This is a genomic window from Pseudomonas sp. KCJK9000 (assembly GCF_046230725.1).
In the GTDB taxonomy this organism is placed as follows: domain Bacteria; phylum Pseudomonadota; class Gammaproteobacteria; order Pseudomonadales; family Pseudomonadaceae; genus Aquipseudomonas; species Aquipseudomonas promysalinigenes.
This window is the reverse complement of the sequence record NZ_JBJJLN010000001.1, coordinates 131,182-147,950: the sequence shown is the minus strand read 5'-3', so window position 1 is coordinate 147,950 and position 16,769 is coordinate 131,182. Positions and strand designations below refer to the sequence as shown.

14 protein-coding genes are annotated in these 16,769 nt (G+C 62.2%); 4 read left to right on the top strand and 10 right to left on the bottom strand.

Annotated features, from left to right (window positions below):
• Nucleotides 1–38: 38 nt before the first annotated feature.
• From ACK59H_RS00620 to ACK59H_RS00610, 3 genes are read left to right on the top strand one after another with little or no spacing between them, the layout of a single operon-like run.
• Complete coding sequence (locus tag ACK59H_RS00620; protein ID WP_060479265.1) at nucleotides 39–1,214, top strand: FAD-dependent oxidoreductase; 1,176 nt, start codon at nucleotides 39–41, stop codon at nucleotides 1,212–1,214.
• On the top strand, nucleotides 1,211–2,023 hold the full coding sequence (locus ACK59H_RS00615; RefSeq protein ID WP_060479266.1) for an aldo/keto reductase: 813 nt from the start codon (nucleotides 1,211–1,213) through the stop codon (nucleotides 2,021–2,023). The genes ACK59H_RS00620 and ACK59H_RS00615 overlap by 4 nt, the downstream gene beginning before the upstream one ends.
• A 55-nt stretch (nucleotides 2,024–2,078) precedes the next feature.
• The gene (locus tag ACK59H_RS00610) at nucleotides 2,079–3,047 is read left to right on the top strand and encodes a hypothetical protein (protein ID WP_060479267.1); all 969 of its coding nucleotides are present in this window, start codon (nucleotides 2,079–2,081) and stop codon (nucleotides 3,045–3,047) included.
• Nucleotides 3,048–3,080: 33 nt separating this feature from the next.
• Here the strand turns inward: ACK59H_RS00610 and hldE are convergent, their stop codons facing one another.
• The 3 genes from hldE to ACK59H_RS00595 all read right to left on the bottom strand — a co-directional run bounded on the left by hldE (nucleotide 3,081) and on the right by ACK59H_RS00595 (nucleotide 7,637).
• Nucleotides 3,081–4,502: a bifunctional D-glycero-beta-D-manno-heptose-7-phosphate kinase/D-glycero-beta-D-manno-heptose 1-phosphate adenylyltransferase HldE gene (gene hldE / locus ACK59H_RS00605; protein WP_060479268.1), complete on the bottom strand. Its 1,422-nt coding sequence runs from the start codon at nucleotides 4,500–4,502 to the stop codon at nucleotides 3,081–3,083.
• A gap of 129 nt (nucleotides 4,503–4,631) precedes the next feature.
• Nucleotides 4,632–6,440 carry a lipid A export permease/ATP-binding protein MsbA gene (msbA, locus tag ACK59H_RS00600; protein WP_060479283.1) on the bottom strand — a complete coding sequence of 603 codons (1,809 nt, stop codon included), beginning with the start codon at nucleotides 6,438–6,440 and terminating at the stop codon, nucleotides 4,632–4,634.
• A gap of 15 nt (nucleotides 6,441–6,455) precedes the next feature.
• Nucleotides 6,456–7,637: an O-antigen ligase family protein gene (locus ACK59H_RS00595; RefSeq protein ID WP_060479269.1), complete on the bottom strand. Its 1,182-nt coding sequence runs from the start codon at nucleotides 7,635–7,637 to the stop codon at nucleotides 6,456–6,458.
• A 99-nt stretch (nucleotides 7,638–7,736) separates the two neighbouring features.
• Between ACK59H_RS00595 and ACK59H_RS00590 the strand changes: the two genes are divergently transcribed.
• A complete protein-coding gene (locus ACK59H_RS00590) occupies nucleotides 7,737–8,342 on the top strand; it encodes a hypothetical protein (RefSeq protein ID WP_060479270.1) in 606 nt (201 codons plus the stop codon).
• 2 nt (nucleotides 8,343–8,344) lie between these two features.
• On the opposite strand, the gene ACK59H_RS00585 is transcribed toward ACK59H_RS00590, so the two are convergent.
• The 7 genes from ACK59H_RS00585 to ACK59H_RS00555 form a co-directional block, all read right to left on the bottom strand.
• A complete protein-coding gene (locus ACK59H_RS00585) occupies nucleotides 8,345–9,436 on the bottom strand; it encodes a glycosyltransferase (RefSeq protein WP_060479271.1) in 1,092 nt (363 codons plus the stop codon).
• Nucleotides 9,437–9,547: 111 nt separating this feature from the next.
• Nucleotides 9,548–10,504 carry a glycosyltransferase gene (locus ACK59H_RS00580; RefSeq protein ID WP_060479272.1) on the bottom strand — a complete coding sequence of 319 codons (957 nt, stop codon included), beginning with the start codon at nucleotides 10,502–10,504 and terminating at the stop codon, nucleotides 9,548–9,550.
• A gap of 37 nt (nucleotides 10,505–10,541) precedes the next feature.
• Nucleotides 10,542–11,945: a PIG-L deacetylase family protein gene (locus ACK59H_RS00575; RefSeq protein ID WP_060479273.1), complete on the bottom strand. Its 1,404-nt coding sequence runs from the start codon at nucleotides 11,943–11,945 to the stop codon at nucleotides 10,542–10,544.
• On the bottom strand, nucleotides 11,942–12,838 hold the full coding sequence (locus ACK59H_RS00570; RefSeq protein ID WP_060479274.1) for an antimicrobial resistance protein Mig-14: 897 nt from the start codon (nucleotides 12,836–12,838) through the stop codon (nucleotides 11,942–11,944). Before ACK59H_RS00570 ends, ACK59H_RS00575 begins: the two co-directional genes overlap by 4 nt.
• Entirely contained in the window at nucleotides 12,838–13,968 is a 1,131-nt protein-coding gene (locus tag ACK59H_RS00565) for a glycosyltransferase (protein WP_060479275.1), read from the bottom strand. Before ACK59H_RS00565 ends, ACK59H_RS00570 begins: the two co-directional genes overlap by 1 nt.
• Nucleotides 13,952–15,709 carry a carbamoyltransferase gene (locus ACK59H_RS00560; protein WP_060479276.1) on the bottom strand — a complete coding sequence of 586 codons (1,758 nt, stop codon included), beginning with the start codon at nucleotides 15,707–15,709 and terminating at the stop codon, nucleotides 13,952–13,954. Before ACK59H_RS00560 ends, ACK59H_RS00565 begins: the two co-directional genes overlap by 17 nt.
• Nucleotides 15,710–15,879: 170 nt before the next feature.
• Complete coding sequence (locus tag ACK59H_RS00555; RefSeq protein ID WP_060479277.1) at nucleotides 15,880–16,716, bottom strand: 23S rRNA (adenine(2030)-N(6))-methyltransferase RlmJ; 837 nt, start codon at nucleotides 16,714–16,716, stop codon at nucleotides 15,880–15,882.
• Nucleotides 16,717–16,769 lie beyond the last annotated feature (53 nt).

Here is a 16,769-nt window from a genome sequence, read left to right as displayed (position 1 = left end):
GTATACTTGGCAGCTGTCCCAGTCTTCGAGGTACCGCCATGCCATCTGCCATTTCCACTGACGTGCTGATCGTCGGCGCCGGGGTCGCAGGCCTGTGGCTCAACGCCCGCCTGCAGCGCCTGGGTTACTCGACAGTGCTGGTGGAGCGCGCCAGCCTCGGTGGCGAGCAGACCATCAAGTCCCAAGGCATCATTCACGGTGGCACCAAGTACGCACTGCACGGTGCCTTGACCGGCGCCTCCGAAGCCATCGCCGACATGCCACGACGCTGGCGTGAGGCGCTGGCTGGCAGTGGCGAGCTGGACCTGAGCCACACGCGCTTGCTGTCCGAAGCCCACTACCTGTGGTCGCCAGGCACCCTGGCCGGCAACCTGACCAGCTTCTTCGCCAGCAAAGCGGTGCGTGGCCGTGTCGATCAGGTCAAAGGCGAACAATTGCCGCCAGCGCTGCAGGACCGTGGTTTCAAGGGCAAGGTCTACCGCTTGGCAGAATTGGTTGTCGACGTCCCTAGCCTGCTGGCGAACCTGGCCGAGCTGGCAGGTGACAGCCTGCTCGCTGGCAAGCAGCTCGAACCCTTGCACGAGGGCGACGAACTGGTGGGCCTGCGCGTCGACGACCGCGAAATCCGCGCCCAGCGTATCGTACTCAGCGCCGGCGCAGGCACCGAAGGCCTGCTGCACGCGCTGGGCCTCGAGCAGCCGGCCATGCAGACTCGACCGCTGCACATGGTGATCGCCAAGGGGCCTAACCTCAAGCCGCTGTATGCGCACTGCCTGGGCGGCGGGCCGAAGCCGCGAGTGACCGTCACCACTCACCCGGCCGCCGATGGCCAATGGGTCTGGTACCTGGGTGGCGATATCGCCGAAGCCGACGGCGTTGCCCGCGACACTGCGGCACAGATCGCCGCCGCGCAGCAGGAAATCGCCAGCCTGCTGCCTTGGGTCGATCAGCGCCAAGTGCGCTGGGCGACCCTGCGCGTCGATCGTGCCGAACCCGCACAATCCGGGCTGGTGCGCCCAGACAACGCCTTCCTGGCCGAGCAGCAGCGCCTGCTGGTGGGCTGGCCGACCAAACTGGCCTTGGCACCGGACTTCAGCGACCGCGTACTGGCAAGCCTCGATCGCGATGGTGTGCGCCCTGCTGCCACGCCCGACCTGTCCGGCCTGCCCCGCCCTGCCCTGGGTGTACCAGCCTGGGAGCAACTGCTGCCATGACCTTGCCCACCCTGCACGGCCTTCATCGCCCCTTGGGCAGTACCGGCTTCATGGTTTCGCCGCTGGGCCTGGGCACGGTGAAGTTGGGCCGCGATCAAGGCGTCAAATACCCCAACGGCTTCACCATCCCAAGTGATGACGAAGCCCGCCTGCTCTTGGGCCAGGCCCGCGGGTTGGGCATCAACCTGATCGACACCGCTCCGGCTTATGGCCTTAGCGAAGAGCGCCTGGGGCCATTGCTGCGCGGCCAGCGTGATGACTGGGTCATCGTCAGCAAGGTGGGTGAAGAGTTCGAGAACGGGCAGTCCAGTTTCGATTTCAGCGCAACCCATACCCGCCGCTCGGTCGAACGCAGCCTTCAGCGCCTGCAGACCGACCGTATCGAACTGGTGCTGGTGCATTCGGATGGCAACGACCTGGCCATTCTTGAACAGCAGGAGGTCTATCAGACCCTGGCCGCGCTCAAGCAGGAGGGTAAGATTCTTGGCTACGGCCTGTCCGGCAAGACCGTTGCCGGCGGCCTGAAGGCCTTGGAACAGGGCGACTGTGCAATGGTCACCTATAACCTGAACGAACAGGCAGAACGCCCAGTGCTGGACTACGCTGCCGAACACGGCAAGGCCATTTTGGTGAAAAAGGCACTGGCCAGTGGGCATATCTGCCTTGCCCCTGGGGTCGACCCGGTACAGGCCAGCTTCGAACTGCTGTTCGCCCACCCTGGTGTCAGCAGTGCTATCGTCGGCACTATCAATCCGTTGCATCTGGCCCATAACGTGGCCACGGTCGCCCGCATCCTGGGCGAGCATTGAGTTGCCACCCAGCCACAGCTGGGCCTGGAACTGACCCGACGCAAGGAGGAGCCTCGTGGCGCGTACGCTGATCCGCAAGAACCCGAGCAACTTCAAAACGCTGCCCCTACATGTCGAAGCCACCGCCGAAGGCCTGGTCTACCAGAGCATCGGCATGCCCCTGAACTTTGCCCAGACCCAACAGCGGCGGCGAGCCATCCAGCTTGCCGACAAGCAGCGCTTCGTGGTGGAGCTGGCCAACCTGGGGGTGTCCGTGCGCCTGACGTTGCACTGGCAACATCGTGACTACTGGGTGTTGGTGAGGCAACGCCGCCAGGATCGCGGCGATGTGGTGCTGAAATTGATTTCCGGATATGTCCCGGCCCAGGAACTCAACCTGCCACTGCACACCGCCGTGCAGGAGGTGGCTGAAGAGTGCCTGCTGGAAACCCCGGAAGGTTGGCTCAGCGGGCGCTTCAACGACACTTGGCTCCCCGCCCCTTATGCCGCAGCGCTGCATTATCGCGAAGCCTTGCCATTCACACTGACGCCAGAGTCGGGCGCTGCACGGCCAGTGCACTGCGCCAGCCAGATATTGCTCGAACGGCCACGGGCCTATGTGCACCTGCCCACGGCCTCGCTCCAGCTGATTTACGACATGCGTCTGCAGGTGCCAAGGGACGCCAAGAAACTCAGCCTGTTCCATGTCGATGAGCGGTTGGAGGGCGACCAACTGGTGGCGCGACTCAATCGCAAGCGGCCGGATCTTTACCTGATGCCGGTGCAGGACGGGCAGCCATTGGCCGAGCTGTACACCTTGAAAAAGGATGAACTGGTACCAGCCAGCACACGCGGGCTGTACTTGGCCGAGAGCTTCGCCCAGCAGGAAGGCTGGGTAGTGGCCGACGAGAGAATTCGCTGGAAGGACTGGGTAAAGCAGCAGGGCCTGGTAGAGCAAAAGGCAAAGCCGGCGTCACATCTGCAGCGTTTTGGCGACAAGGCGCGGGCACTGCTGCGACGCGCCCGTACCTCACTGCACAAATAGCCTGTGGGGCTGCCGTGCAGCCCCGCGTCTCGGTCAGTTCTTGCGGATTTTCTCGACGATGGCCGTGGTGGAGCTGTTCTCCACCAGCCCCAACACTTTCACGGTGCCGCCATAGCCCTTGACGATATCGGCACCTACCACCTGATCGATGCCATAATCCCCGCCCTTGACCAACACATCAGGCTTGACCTCGCTGAGCAGGTTTTCCGGCGTGCCTTCAGGGAAGCTGATGACCCAGTCGACTGCGCCCAGGCCAGCCAGCACGGCCATACGCCGGTCAACGCTGTTGATCGGCCGACCCGGGCCCTTGAGGCGACTGACCGAGGCATCGTCGTTGACTGCGACGATCAGGCGATCACCCTGCGCGCGGGCCTGCTCCAGGTAGGTGACATGGCCGGCATGCAGAATATCGAAGCAGCCGTTGGTGAAGACGATTTTCTCGTTGTGCGCCCGCGCGTCGTCGATGGCCAGCAGCAGTTGTTCCAGGCCCAGTACACCGCGCTCGGAGCCTTCTTCACGCTGGATGGCACGGCGCAGCTCCGGAGCACTGATAGCCGCGGTACCCAGCTTGCCGACCACGATACCGGCCGCCAGGTTGGCCAGGGCGACGGCGTGCGGGAGGTCTTCACCTGCGGCAATCGCAGCGGCCAGGGTAGAGATCACGGTGTCACCGGCACCGGTCACATCGAACACTTCGCGGGCCCGGGCTGGCAAGTGCAGCGGCGGGTGGCCGGTACGCAGCAGGGTCATGCCGTGCTCGCCACGGGTTACCAACAGCGCGCCGAGGTCCAGGTCCAGCAGCAGTTGCAGGCCTTTGGCGACCAGCTCGGCTTCATCAGCGCAACGGCCGACGATGGTTTCGAATTCGCTGAGGTTGGGGGTGATCAGGCTGGCCCCACGGTAAATCGAGAAATCCTTGCCCTTGGGGTCGGCCAGCACAGGAATAGCCTTGGCACGAGCAGCCTGAATCAATTGCTGATGGTTCTTCAGCGCACCCTTGCCATAATCGGAAAGGACCAGCACCTTGACGCCTTCAAGCAACGCGTCGACCTCTGCGCCCAGCGTGAGCGGGTCGGTGGCGAACGGTTCTTCGAAATCGATGCGCAGCAATTGCTGGTGACGGCTCATCACCCGCAACTTGACGATGGTCGGCTGATGCGCAATGCGCTGGAACACCGAGCGCACGCCAGCGGCCTGCAGACTATTGGCCAGACTGTCGGCGGCTTCGTCCTGGCCAGTGACACCGATCAGCGAGGCAGGGGCGCCGAGTGCGGCGATGTTCAAGGCAACGTTGGCCGCGCCGCCGGGGCGGTCTTCGATCTGATCGACCTTGACCACTGGCACTGGCGCTTCAGGCGAAATCCGCGAAGTACCGCCATGCCAGTAGCGATCGAGCATGACATCGCCGACCACCAGTACCGGAGCTTGATCGAAACGCGGCAGGGACAACTTCATGGACAACCCATATGGAAATAATGAACAGGGGCAGGATATTAGCACAGGGCGGGCGGCGGCTTTACGGCCAGATGCAACCTGGAAAATTCCCGTGACAATCGGGGCCGATGTGGCCCCGATCAAGGCGGGTCAGGTGATATCGGCCTTGGCCGGCTCATCCAGCCCCATGGCATGCAAGCGGGCATAATGGCCATTAGCCGCGAGCAGCTCGGCATGGGTGCCACGCTCGACCAGGCGGCCCTGTTCCATCACCAGGATCTGGTCAGCCTTCTCGATGGTCGACAGGCGGTGGGCGATCACCAGCGTGGTACGGCCTTGCATCACATGGTCCAGTGCCGCCTGGATATGCCGCTCGGACTCGGTATCCAGTGCCGAAGTGGCTTCGTCGAGGATCAGCAACGGCGCGTTTTTCAACAGTGCCCGAGCAATCGCCAGGCGCTGGCGCTGGCCGCCGGAAAGCAGCACACCATTTTCACCGACCTCGGTATCGAAGCCGTTCGGCAGGCGATCGACGAATTCCTTGGCGTAGGCGTCAGCGGCGGCGGCCTCGATATCGGCACGCGGGGCACCTGCCAGGTCGCCGTAGGCGATGTTGTTGGCCACGGTATCGTTGAACAGGGTGACATGCTGGGTCACCTGGGAAACGTGGCGGCGCAGGTTGCGCAGGCGGTAGTTTTCGATTTCCACGCCATCGAGCAGGATTTGCCCTTGGTCGTGGTGGTAGAAGCGCGGGATCAGTGCCGCCAAGGTGGACTTGCCACTGCCTGAGCGCCCAACCAAAGCGATCATCTGGCCAGGCTCGGCGACGAAACTGATGTCGCTCAGCACTTCACGCTCGGTCCCGGGGTAGGTGAAGCTCAGGTTGCGCACTTCGAGGCGGCCCTCTACACGCGCCATCTCTACAGTGCCGGTGTCGACCTCTGGGGCTTCGTCCAGTTGCTCGAAGATGCTTTCGGCGCCGGCCAGGCCTTTTTGAATGGTCGAGCTGACTTCCGACAGCTGGCGGATCGGCTTGGGCAGCAGCCCCGCGGCGGTGATGTAGGCAACCAGGTCACCCGCTGTGGAGTCACCCCGCAGGAACAGCACCAGGAACATCAGCGCCGCCATGGCGGTGTAGATCACCAACTGCAGCAACGGCGTGTACAACGCGCCGGTCTTGGTCATGTGCAGTTGCTTGTCGGTGTTGCTCTGGCTGGCGTTTTCAAAGCGGCGCTGTTCGTAGGCTTCACCGCCAAAGCTGCGCACCACGCGATAGCCCTGGATGGTCTCGGAGGCGACATGGGTCACATCGCCCATCGCGGACTGGATCTTCTTGCTCTGCTTGCGGAATTTCTTGCTGGCAACACTGACCATCACCGCGATCACCGGCAGGATGGCCACCATTACCAACGTCAGGTGCCAGTTCATCCACAGCAGGTAGCCGAACAGGAACACCACGGTCAGGCCTTCACGGATGACGACCTTGATGGCATCGGTGGCGGCGCCGGTCACCATGGTCACGTTGAAAGTGATCCGCGAAATCAGGTGACCTGAATTGTGATTGTCGAAATAGCGGTTGGGCAGCACCAACAGCTTATTGAACAGCTGTATCCGCAAATCATGCACAAGGCTCAGGGAAACCTTGGCCAGGAAGTAGTTACCCAGAAACGAACCCAAACCCTGCCAGGCGGCAATCAGAATGATCAGCAGCGGCACGGCCTGCAGCAATTGCAGGTCGCGAAGGTAAGGGACATTGGGGAACAGCACGGCCTGCGGGTTGCTCAACCCGTCGACGAAATATTTGAGAATCCCCGCCAACATGGGCTGGGTCGAAGCAAAAATCACGAAACCGACGATACTCAGCAGGAAAATGCCGATATAGGGTTTCACGTAGCTCAGCAGCCGGAAGTAGATCTTCAGGCTGGAAGTATGCTCCGCCGGTCGCGGTGTTTCGGCCATCATCGAGCTCGCTGTTCAGGTTGAACCGCGAATTTTACCACAGGCGTCATTTTCGGCACGCACCCATGGCAACAACATGACCAGCCCTACCGTCAGCCAACTGATGAACCATTCCGCACGGGGGGTTGCGGTAAGGCTGGCGGCGTCGAATTGCATCGCCAACGTCGAGAACACCCAAAGGCCGAGCAGAATCTTGCCAAGCAGGATGTGCCGTGCGCGAACGATCTCCCCCAGGGCGAACAGCCAGACGCAGATCCACAGCAGCATCCCCGGCAGCCCCAGCTCAACGGCCACATGGGTGAACATGTTGTGAGTATGGTCGAAGCGCATGCCCAAAGCAGGCACCTGCACGTCGTAGGCCGCTCCAATCCCAAGGCCGGTCCAAGGGTGCTCGGCGATCATCCTGACGGCCTGCTCGAAAATCTCCGGGCGGTAGGAGGAGCCTCGGAGGGTGATCAGATCGTACATCACATAGAACGCCAATGCCGTGGCGAGCACCGCCGCCACCGCCAGCACCCGACTATGGCGGTCTCTTAGCCACAACGGCGCGATCAGCACGGTAATGAGCAGCGCCAGAGCAGCACCCCGGCTCTGGCTCATGATCACGAAACAACCCAAGCAGGCCAACGCAAGCACCCAGCCGAGCTGCAAGCTACGCTTACGGGGCATCTGATAGAGCAGCAGCACAGCCGCTGCACCCACCACATAGGCCCCCAGAATTGGATGGGAGATTTCACCGATACCAGCCAGGCGGGCCTGCAGCGGCTGGGCCTGCAAGCCATAGAAATGCACGATGGAAACGAGCGCAGCGATTGCCAGCAAGCCGCAACCCAGCTGCAGCAGGTTGCGAATACGGTCTTGCCCACCTTGCGCCACCAGCGGGAAGGCCAACAAGAACACCAGGATGTATATCAGACGTTTGGCCTCCCGTGAGGGGTCGGGAGCCGTTGTCCAGGCAAGGCTCAAACAGCACCAGGCCATCAGCACCAGCACGCTCGCCCAGAGCGCCGGCTGCCGCCGCCAGGCCTCGGCCAGCACGCCACGCCCCGACCATGCCAACAGCAGGGTGGGCAGCCACAGGAATGCGACAAGCCCTTGCTGGTAGACTTTGTTGGAAGGTGCCAAGGCTATCGCCCCGAAAAACCAAATGAGCCCCAAGCCTAACCAGGCGCGCGCCCAGCTTTGTTGATACAACATCCTTACCCCTGTTGAATCCACGCACCATCGATGGTGCTCACGCTTTATTTTCGGCATTATTGCCGGTCATTTTGTTGCCCAAACGACAAGGCTTATCTCATGCAATGCTCTCGGCTCACCCAGGTCGACTTCGATCAGCTGATTCTTGGCGCCCAGGTATTGGAGTCAGACAGCCATGGCGCCAAAGTCTACCTGCTTGGCGATGGTAATATCCTTAAGGTATTTCGTCGTAAGCGACTTATTTCATCTGCGCTGCTGCGGCCTTACTCACAGCGCTTCGTCGACAACGCTGTGCGCCTTGCGCAATTGGGTATCCCGACGCTTGAAGTGATAAGCCAACACAAGCTCGACGTGCCGGGCAGAACAGCCGTGCTGTATCGCCCACTGCCAGGCCGGACGCTGCTGCAGATGTCGCGCGAAAACGACTTCAGTTGGGACCACTACCTGCCCAGGCTGATCGATCTGATTCGCCATCTACACCGCAGCGGCATCTATTTTCGCTCGCTGCACCTGGGCAATGTGGTCGTCACCCCCGACCAGCGCCTGGGCTTGATCGACGTGGCAGACATGCGCTTCCTGCGCCCACCGCTTTCTGCTCGCATGATCCGCCGCAATGTTCAGCACATGGTGCGCTACATCGAGCGAGAGAACCTGGGCGATCGCTTCCCCCTCGCAGATTTCGAGGCGGCCTTGCTGGCGCGCTGAGCTCAGCCGCGCAGCAGGCTGTGGGCACCGTCACAGAAAGCCTGCCACGCCACCTCCGGCGCGAGCGCCCGGCGCTGCTGGCCAGCCACAACTAGCGCGCGGGCAGCATCGCAGCGCGCCATCTCCTGGGCCCAGGCCTGGGTATCGTCAACCGGGAGGTAGCGCGCCGAGTCTTGCAACTGCTCGCGAAATACCGGCAAGTCGGTGCACACGACCGGTACATCCGCTATCACAGCTTCCTGCACCACCAGGCCCAGGCCTTCAGCGCGGGAAGGCACCATCAGCCAGTCGAAAGCCCGGTACAGGCGCTCCAGGTCGTCATGATGCCCGCACAGATGCACGGTGGCGGTCAGGCCCAGCGAGTCGATGCGTGCCTGCAGGCTGGCACGCAGCGGCCCGTCACCGACGATTGCCAACTGTATGCCCGGCTGTTGGGCCACGGCGCTGGCAAAGGCCTCGATAAGCATGTCGAAGCCTTTGCTTTCCACCAGCCGCCCCACCGCACCGAACAACACACCTTCGGTTGCCGGCAATGCCAGCACGTGGCGCGCCTGCTCACGGCCTAGCAGTGACGCGGTAAAGGCCAGCGGGTCGAACGCCATGCGCAGTGCCTGTACAGGGCGGCCAATACCCCGCTGCAGCGCGCGCGCCAGGGTGTCCGAGACAGCCGCAACACATACTTGCTCGGCAGGCAGCCTGCTCAGCAGGCTCACGTCGCTGGGGGTCAAACGGGTCATGCCGTGGAACAACACTTTTGCGCGCACCTCGGGCATATGCTTGAGCACCGGCAACACCAGCCGCGCAACACCTATACCGTCGAGCAGAATGACCTGCGCCCCCGCCTCTTTCAACGCCTTGCGCAAGCGCAGGCGTAACCAGGGCCGCAACAGCCGCCATAGGTTTTTGCCCTTGAGCGCACGCTGCGGCATATGCCAAGCACGGGTGTTTTGATCGCTGTGGCAAAGCTCACCGCCAAGCAGCAGCCAGTGGCTGATACGTGCGTCGGCACCCGCGTGCGAGAGCACGTGTTGATGGACTTTATGGATGGACAGGTACGGCGAACCGCCTGCCCACATCACATTGAGGATTTTCATGGAGATTGCGCCGCTCTCCCGTGCAAGCCAAGTGGGACTGCAACGTCTTTGACAGAACATGATCGCATGCCTGGAAAACTAGTTCCTCCAGCATAGGCTGGAATGTTCAGCTCAGAAGCCAAGGTTGAGCCGCAGGCGCTGCCATGCAGACAACGGCGGGTGGGGCCTCAAGGCCGGGCGCATGTGTTCGACGATGCTCTGGCCGACAGCGGCGAAACTGAAGCGTGAAACAGCCAGTTCGCGCCCGTTAATGGCTATCTGCCGGGCCAGCTCAGGATCGTCGCGCAATACGCGCAGCTTGGCTTGCAGCGTCGGAATGTCGCGATAGAAAACGACGTTGTGCATGTCTTGCAGGCCCAGTGCCCGGTTCTCGTCCTCGCCCTGGTCATACGCCAGCAGCACGCAGCCACAGGCCATGGCTTCAAAGTTCTTGATCATATACTCGCCCATGCCGACATCGGCACTGACGAAGAATCGAATACGATTCAAGGTGTTACAGTAGTCTTCACCTGACTTGGTGCGAGTCACCACCAACTGTTCGACCTGCCCCAACTCGTCCAGAAGCGCCTTGCGGCCGCTGTAGGCGACGCTGTTGGTACTACCGACGAATGCCAACTCGATATCGCGCTCGCGGCCTTGGTCGGCGAGCAGCTGCTCGTCGTAACCCTTGGGTACGAAGACCGCATCGAAGCCCTCCTGACGCAGCCGCTCACTGACCATGAAGCCAGAGCTGATCACCCGTGCCCACGGCAGCTTGCGGTAGTGCGCACTGAACTTGCCGGTGTACTTGCACGGGATGTAGTTCTGATAGGCGTCGTGCTCGAGAATGACCAGGTTCGGCACCGTACGGATGAAAGCTGCCTGGCGGATCTCCTGCTTGAAACGCAGGAAGAACACAATGCGGTCATAGCGCTCGACCTGCACTTCACGCTTGAAATAACGGCGCAAGTTGCGCTGATCTTCACTGGTCAGCCAGCGCAGGTCGCAGTCGCAGTTGGCTGCGACGCCGTCGTACAGACGATCGAGGATCGCGCGCTGCTCTTTCTGTACCAGAAATAGAACTTTCATTGCTTTCCTTGGGCGCTTTGCGCCATCTCGGTCAACTTTACAGCTCTCGCCGCCAGAACAACTCATGCCGACGAACTGCCTTACGGAAGAATTCATTTTCCCCGTAAGGCGAAGCTCGGCGCCCGGCTAGCCAACGCTGCAGCCAGCGGCGCAGGCGGCGCTTGAACGGCAGCCGCGGCTGCAAGTCATGCATCATGCCCAAGGCCATGGCCTTGTCACGCTGGGTGGCGGTATCCAGTAGCACGGCGCATGGTGCCCATGCCTGGTCTGCGTCAAATTGCGGCGGTAAAGCGATGCCATCCCCGCTGTCACCCATGGGCCAGCGGTCGTTGTCATGCAGGTGGTTGGCGTAGCAGAGCAGGGTCTGTGGCTGCCAGGCCAGCCCCTCAAGCGCCTGCATGACGGCCGCCTGGGCACACACATGATCCGGATGTGGGTCGAGTTGAGGATGCGGCATCACCAACACCTGGGGCTTAGCCAGCTCCAGCAACGCGCGCAGGTCGGCCAGCAGGTTGTGCCAGGTTGGCGCGCCATTGCTGTCGGCCGGCAAAGGAAATGAATTGAACTGGCGAAACGGACGGACATCGGCCATGTCCGCTTCGCGCGACGCAGCAGGCTGATCAGGGGCAGCCTGCATGGCGGGCAACTGCAAGCAGAAATAGCCCAGTTGCACGCAGCGCGATTCAGGCACGCCCGCCCAACGTGGCACGGCAATGCTGTCCCAAGCGCGCAGGCGCCCTTTCAAGCGGGCCGCTTCCACTTCACCCAGCCCCATTTGCTGATAGTGCTCAGCCTCGATCTCGCCGGCGGTCAAGGTGACCACCCAGGTTTCATCGGCTTGACTGTACACACCATAGGCAGCCAGCTCGGCATCGTCGGCGTGGGGCGCGATCACCATGACCCGACGGCGCTGCAACTCGACACTAGGGGTTATCCACAGGCGCGGCTGACCCAGCAACCGGCAATATTTGCCAACCACGTGTAGCGTGCCAGCCTGCAACGGCTCGGCCAAACCGGTCAGGTTCAGATAGCGCACGCCATCCACACCGCGCTCGAAAGTTTGCCGATCGCCCAGCTCGCCGCCGCGCATCACGACGTACGGATCGAGCAAGCGCCCCAGCCAGCCGCTTTTCACCCGCGCCTCGAGTATCAGGGTTTCGTCGCCTTGCAATGCCTCGCCCACCTTGAGCAGGCCATCGCTCAGCATCACGGGTGCTTCATGGCTCAGCTCACCGAAACGGTAGGCGTAGTCCTCGCTCGGCGCGTAGAACAGGTGGTCGGCGAACCAGGCTTCGTGAGCGGCCCACAGCAGCGGCAACAGCAGTAGCGGTAGCCACCACCAGGTGAAAAAACCCAGCGCTACCAGCAGTACCAGGCAGGCGAGCAGCCCCAGACGCTTGTTGCGCCGATGGCGCTTGAGCAACTGCTGCTTGCGGCTCACGTGTGCAATACCGGTACGGGGTTGCACCAACGCTCTTTGTACTCGCGGTCGGCCCGACCGAACGAGAAGCGCAGGGGCTTGTTGCGTGCACGAGCATCCTCCCAGGCTGCCTGAGTATTGAGGAAGCTCAATACGCTACCTGGGCTGAAGGCCTTGGTCTGCGGGTCGACACCGCCATTGACGTACTCGACACTGATCCACTCGGGCGCCTCGACGCGGTACACCAACTGGATCGCGATCGGCTTGTCATCCAGCATCAACACCGAGCCGATCAGCAGTTCGCGCAGGCGCTCCAGCACCTGGGCCATATGCTCGGCGCCGGTGGCCGGAAAACCCCAGCGACGCGCGAACAAGTCGCAGTACATGGCAGCGACCTGCTGCGCGCTGAATTCGCTGATCGGGCGCACCACACCGCCCGCTTCTTCCAGCAGACGCAATTCGCGACGTTGGTTGTAGCGAAATTTCTTGGACAGCTCTTCCGGGGTGCGCGCCATCGCCAACTGCTCCTTCTGCACCTTCAGGCCCGTGAATCGGCCCTGGTTCAGTTCCGACAGGTAACGGGCGCTGTGGCGCAATGGCGCACCGGCATCAGCAGCTGCCGGCAGGATGATCTCGGCGTTGCCGAGGTCGAACAGGGCCTTTTTGCCGGTGCGCTTGAGCACGTCCTTGGACAATGCCAAGTGACGGCCCCAAGTCGGGATGGCGGCGCTCAGCGCGCCAGCCTGGTACCAACCCAGGTAGCGCACGGGGATTTGCGCCAGGCCTGCCAGTTGCTCGACCACCAGAGGGTGTGTCGCCACGCTGCCGCCAAAACGCGCCCAGGCCTGGGCGTAGCTGGCCGCATCGATGACTTGCCAGCCGCGCTCGCGCAAGGCTTGAACATGATTGAACATCAAGCCTTCCCCACCACTGCACGAACCTGAGGCAACTGCCAGAACGCCTCACGCACTGCCTGGTCAGAAAACCGTTCGCGCAAACGCTGCAGCATATGACCAGCGCAGGCCTGCAGTTGCTGGTCATCCAGCCCCCCCATGTGCTGCAACGCCTGCGCCAGCTGCGCGGCATCGCCCAACGGGAACAGCACGCCAACACCTTCGACCACTTCGCGCGCGCCGCCACAAGCCGTAGCCAATACCGGCACCCCGGCCGCCATCGCTTCGAGCAGGACCATACCGAACGGCTCGTGGTCGGAGCTCAGGGCGAATACGTCAAAGGCCTGGAAATAACGGCGCGCATCGGGTATCTGGCCAAGAAAGTCCACCTGCCCCGCAATACCCAGCTCGGCAGCCTGCGCCTTGAGCTCAGCCTCCAGCCGGCCCTTGCCGAGAATGGCCAGCCGCGCGCCAGCTGGCAGGCCCGGCAGCGCCTGGGCAAAGCCACGTAGCAAGGTCGCCTGATCCTTGTCGGGGTGCAGGCGCCCGACATTGCCGACCACCCAAGCCTGGGCGTCCAGGCCCAACGCCGCGCGGGCCTCGGCACGAGGTACGAGGGCTGCTTGCAGGGCGTCGATATCGATACGATTGTAGAGCGTCTGGATACGCTGAGCCGGCCACTTCGCCAGGCAACGCCGCATGTCGTCACGCACCGCATCCGATACGCCAAGCAGGCTCAGGCGCTTGCTGAACAGGTTGGCAAAAAAGCGTCGCCCCTTGCGCTGATAGTCACCGAAGGCATGGTGCACACCGATCACCGGCAAGCTCGTAGCCAGCAGCGCTACATAGATGGGCTTGAAACGGTGGGCGATGCAAAAGCTGAAATTGCGCTCGGCGGCGATGCGCCGCAGTGCCCCAATCGCTCCGAGCTTCAGGCCACGTATGGCTTTGGAGCTGAATTCGAGAAACAACACTTCGTCCGACGCGCAGCCCGCAGCAACCTGCGGGTCGGCAGCGCCGGTGAGGAACACGGTGGTGACCTTGTAGCCGCTGCCCTGGAACAGGCTGGCGTACTGACGGGCACAGTCTAGAAACGGCCCGTCGTAGCCATGGCAGAACTGCAGGACCCGCGCTTCAGAGCGGCTGGTCATAGGCGGCTGCGCCGTCCTTGACGACCAGGATGTCTTCCATGATCAAGTACTGCAGGTCAGACCCGAAGAACATGTTCAGCGCATCGGTCGGCGAGCAGATCATCGGCTCGCCACGGCGATTGAGCGATGTGTTCAGCGATACGCCATTGCCGGTGAGGTCTTCCAGGGCCTTCATCATGTCGTAATAGCGCGGGTTGTATTCGCGCTTGAGCACCTGGGCGCGGGAAGTACCGTCTTCGTGGACCACTTCCGGTACACGGGTCTTCCACTCTTCAGCCACTTCGAAAGTGAAAGTCATGAACGGCGCTGGATGGTCGACCTTGATCATCTGCGGTGCGACGGTGTCGAGCATCGACGGGCAGAACGGTCTCCAGCGCTCGCGGAACTTGATCTGCTCGTTGATGCGATCGGCTACGCCCGGCACGCTCGGGCAACCAATGATCGAACGACCACCCAAGGCCCGCGGGCCAAACTCCATGCGGCCCTGGAACCAAGCCACCGGGTTGCCATCGACCATGATCTTGGCGATACGCTGGGGCATGTCATCGAGCTTGCGCCATTTTGGCGCGTTCGGGTGGCGAGCGCAGGCGGCGATCACGTCTTCGTTGGAGTACGAAGGGCCGAGGTAGACATGCTCCATCTTCTCGACCGGCACACCGCGGGCGTGGGATACGTAAGCCGCCGCACCCACAGCGGTGCCGGCATCGCCGGAAGCCGGCTGGACGAACAGCTCCTTGACGTCGGAACGAGCGATGATCTTCTGGTTGAGCTTGACGTTCAGCGCGCAGCCGCCAGCGAAGGCCAGCTTGCCGGTTTCACGCAAGGTATCGCCCAGGTAGTGATCGATCATCTGCAGGGCGATCTTTTCGAACAGCGCCTGCATGCTGGCCGCGTAGTGGATGTACGGCTCGTCGGCGATGTCGCCTTCGCGCTTGGGGCCTAGCCACTCGATCAGCTTGGGCGAGAAGTAGAAGCCTTTGCCCTTCTCTTTATGGCGGCGCAAGCCGATGACGTTGGCGTAATCGGTATTGATCACCAATTCGCCGTTTTCGAAGCTGGCCAGACGTGAGAAGTCGTACTTGCTGGCATCGCCGTACGGCGCCATGCCCATCACCTTGAATTCGCCGTCGAGCATTTCGAAGCCAAGGAATTCGGTGATCGCGCCGTACAGGCCACCCAGCGAGTCCGGGTCGAAGAATTCCTTGATCTTGTGGATCTTGCCGTTTTCGCCGTAGCCGAAGAAGGTGGTGGCGTACTCACCCTTGCCATCGATGCCAAGGATTGCGGTCTTTTCCTTGAAGCCCGAGCAGTGGTAGGCGCTGGAAGCGTGGGCCAGGTGGTGCTCGACCGGTTCGATCTTGACCTTTTTCGGGTCGAAGCCCAGCTGCTCCAGGCACCAGACGATCTTCTTGCGGTAGCGCTTGTAGCGGCGGTTGCCCATCAAAATGGCGTCCAGGGCGCGATCCGGGGCGTACCAGTAGCGCTTGGCGTAGTGCCAACGCGCCTTGCCGAACAGGCTGATGGGAGCGAAGGGGATGGCTACCACATCGACGTCGGACGGTTTGATGCCGGCTTGCTCCAGGCAGAATTTCGCCGACTCGTAGGGCATGCGGTTCTTCGCATGTTTGTCACGCACGAAGCGCTCTTCTTCGGCGGCGGCAACCAGCTTGCCGTCAATGTACAAGGCCGCGGAAGGGTCATGGCTAAGGGCGCCGGACAGGCCAAGAATCGTCAATGCCAAGGGATTAGCCTCTTCATTCGGTAGAGATGCGCCAGCGGCCTCATGGGCGGGTGGCGGCTAAAGGGCGAGATTATAACGCAAACAATGCGCGAGACACTGCATAACCTGCGCCAGCAGGCTGGCCCTGGGCGGCAGGCGCCGCAAGGCGAGCTTGCTGGCCAAGTGCCGGATTATTCGGCGATCAGCCAGTCCATGCGCCAGCTACCGGCAGTCTGCGCCAGCTCTTTGGCCAGCCAGGGCAGCAGCTCGCTCAGCTCTTGCTCGAGCCCCCAAGGCGGGTTGGCGATGGCCAGGCCCGAGCCATTGAGGCCCTGGGGGCTGTCCTGATGGTGCACGTACAGCTCCACCCGCAGCAGCTTGGGCGCGCCGGTGCTGGTCAAGTCCTGATAGAAGCGGGTCAGCGAGCGCTGATCCTTGATCGGGTACCAGATAGCCGCGACGGTCTGGCGCATGCGGCCAATCGCCTCTTTCATCGCAGTGGTGCAGCGTTTGAGCTCGTCAGCCTGCTCGAATGGCGGGTCGATCAACATGATCGCGCGCTTTTCCTGCACCGGTAGCAGCGCCCGTGGCACATGCCAGCCCTCGCCCAGGTGCACCACCACGCGCGGGTCCTTTTTCATGTTCTCTTTGAGCAGCGGCCCATCTTCGGGGTGCTTTTCGTTGAGTAGCGCCCGGTCCTGCTGGCGCATCAGCCGCCGAGCCAACTCGGGCGACCCTGGGTAGTAGCGCAACTGGCCATCGGCGTTGAGGCGCTTGATGATGCGCAAGTAGTCCGTCGCCATGGCCGGCAGATCATCACGGCCCCATAGGCGAGCCACCCCTTCAAGGTACTCGCCGGTGCGGGTCGCTTGATCACCTTGCAAATCGTAAAGGCCGAGGCCGGCGTGGGTATCGATGTAGGCGAACGGTTGTTCTTTGCGCGACATCAGGGCGATGAGGCGGGTCAGCACGATGTGCTTGAGAACGTCGGCGTGATTGCCGGCGTGGAAGGCGTGACGATAGTTCATGGCAACTCCTGCGCGGACGGCAAGTTTACCCGTTCACGGTGACGGCGTCAGGT

Excerpts from the sequence above, each read along its gene's own strand:
- ACK59H_RS00620 (WP_060479265.1), top strand. The coding sequence starts at position 39 with ATGCCATCTGCCATTTCCACTGACGTGCTGATCGTCGGCGCCGGGGTC.
- ACK59H_RS00615 (WP_060479266.1), top strand. The coding sequence starts at position 1,211 with ATGACCTTGCCCACCCTGCACGGCCTTCATCGCCCCTTGGGCAGTACC.
- hldE (WP_060479268.1), bottom strand. The coding sequence starts at position 4,502 with ATGAAGTTGTCCCTGCCGCGTTTCGATCAAGCTCCGGTACTGGTGGTC.
- msbA (WP_060479283.1), bottom strand. The coding sequence starts at position 6,440 with ATGGCCGAAACACCGCGACCGGCGGAGCATACTTCCAGCCTGAAGATC.
- ACK59H_RS00595 (WP_060479269.1), bottom strand. The coding sequence starts at position 7,637 with ATGTTGTATCAACAAAGCTGGGCGCGCGCCTGGTTAGGCTTGGGGCTC.
- ACK59H_RS00590 (WP_060479270.1), top strand. The coding sequence starts at position 7,737 with ATGCAATGCTCTCGGCTCACCCAGGTCGACTTCGATCAGCTGATTCTT.
- ACK59H_RS00585 (WP_060479271.1), bottom strand. The coding sequence starts at position 9,436 with ATGAAAATCCTCAATGTGATGTGGGCAGGCGGTTCGCCGTACCTGTCC.
- ACK59H_RS00580 (WP_060479272.1), bottom strand. The coding sequence starts at position 10,504 with ATGAAAGTTCTATTTCTGGTACAGAAAGAGCAGCGCGCGATCCTCGAT.
- ACK59H_RS00570 (WP_060479274.1), bottom strand. The coding sequence starts at position 12,838 with ATGTTCAATCATGTTCAAGCCTTGCGCGAGCGCGGCTGGCAAGTCATC.
- ACK59H_RS00565 (WP_060479275.1), bottom strand. The coding sequence starts at position 13,968 with ATGACCAGCCGCTCTGAAGCGCGGGTCCTGCAGTTCTGCCATGGCTAC.
- ACK59H_RS00555 (WP_060479277.1), bottom strand. The coding sequence starts at position 16,716 with ATGAACTATCGTCACGCCTTCCACGCCGGCAATCACGCCGACGTTCTC.